The 1,601-nt window shown below is 39.4% G+C and carries 1 protein-coding gene; it reads left to right on the top strand.

The window, feature by feature from the left end; translation table 11 throughout:
* Positions 1 to 280 precede the first annotated feature (280 nt).
* Positions 281 to 1,312 carry an HNH endonuclease gene (locus tag RRG12_RS44015; protein ID WP_420762528.1) on the top strand — a complete coding sequence of 344 codons (1,032 nt, stop codon included), beginning with the start codon at positions 281 to 283 and terminating at the stop codon, positions 1,310 to 1,312.
* The last annotated feature ends 289 nt before the right edge of the window (positions 1,313 to 1,601 follow it).

Below are 1,601 nucleotides of genomic sequence, written 5' to 3'. Positions count from 1 at the left end.
TTTCCGAGTCACCTTTTTTAGTGCCGTAAGAGAGAAATCCTTTAGTCTTTTGGACTACCTGATACCGCCATCTACTTCCCAATGCCACAACTCATTTAGTAGGATTCCTATAGTCGAATAGTTCAGTTTATAAAGTTAGCATACACAAACGATATAAATTGATCACTATCTCTTTAACAATTTTTGAAGTAAATTGGTCATGAATGCTGAGGTGGTTATTCGTTTTAGAAAGAGAAACTGGAGCAAACACTCCACAGTATAAATGAAAGGTTATTAAAACATGGATTTTATTAATCAAGCACAGAAGTTGGCAGATACGGTTAGAGATAAAGCTCAAGAAGCAGCCAACAATGTAGTAAATGGGATGGATGAGGTAGTTGATGGAATCAAGAACGCTACTAGTGAGATGACTACTTCAAGTATCAATGCAGTTAATGATTTACAAAATTTGTCAACCATCGCAGCACAGTCAGGTTTTCAAACTGTTCAAAATGTTAGTAAAACATTTCAACAAAATGCTGTTGGAGTTGCCGCATCTAGTATGGTTATGGCTGATGCTTTGCAAAATTTACCAAAGACAGCTGCGGAATTAGCCCAAGAGATGCCCAAGATTGCAAATAGGCTGAGATATCGTGCTGGTGTTCGCGTGGGAGACTTACCTCGCTCTGATGCAGATGTCATGAAGCTTTTTGATAAAATTCCTGGTACATCAAAGTTTGGAGGTAAAGAATATACAATTCGTCAATTTCTTAGAGATAAGCATGGTAGCCACATCAATCCACGTTCTAAAGGTGGATCGAATGCTGCTGATAATATCCTTTGGGAAGTAGGTGTTGACAATCTCCGCCGAGGTGCCAAAGTAATGACCGTTGGCGAACAGTTTTATATTCGGGTTTATAATGCGGTAGATTCTATTGTCAGCAATTCTGGAACAATCGCCAAACTTGGCATTACTGCAACAGGAACAGCTATTCTCACCCAGGTTATAGTAACGGCAATTTCCTACTCTTTGGATCTTTATCGGGGTGATATTACTGTTGAAGAGTATAAAAATCTAGTTTTGGAAGCAGCAAAGGCAGCAGGTATTGCAACACCAATTGTTTTTTTGGTTTTGGTGGCTGTGTTAGCTTTATTTCCAGAATTTACAGTCATTTTGTCGGCACCAGTTGTTGTCGCAGGTTTCAATGCTTTATTTGGTATTAGTATTGCTACACCCATCATTCAATCGCTAGTTCGTCATGTCGAAGCTGGAGGTTTTGGGATAGAAACTGCTGATGCTTACAAGAGTGCGTTTGATGGTTCTGCGCCCTGAATTTACATTTAGGGACTCGCGCCAAAATAAAGTACCAGTTGAAAACCCTAAATCCATCATAAAACGGTAAAACCTGATTGGTATATCGGTACATTATTTAATTGCAAGTCCCTTACAGCAGTTTTCATGTATTTGAACCACATCTATCGTAGGGGCACAGCATTGCTCATTGGTGTCAACTTAAGCTAGAAATAGCTTTACTGCGGGCTTCATAACCCGCCAAAGAATGAATTCTCTGGCTCATAGCTCAAAGTCTACTGAAGTAGACTGAATATTTTTGGGGATTCTC

It is taken from the genome of Nostoc sp. CALU 546, from assembly GCF_048836525.1.
This window is presented reverse-complemented; position numbering and strand designations above follow the sequence as displayed.

Excerpts from the sequence above, each read along its gene's own strand:
- RRG12_RS44015 (WP_420762528.1), top strand. The coding sequence starts at position 281 with ATGGATTTTATTAATCAAGCACAGAAGTTGGCAGATACGGTTAGAGAT.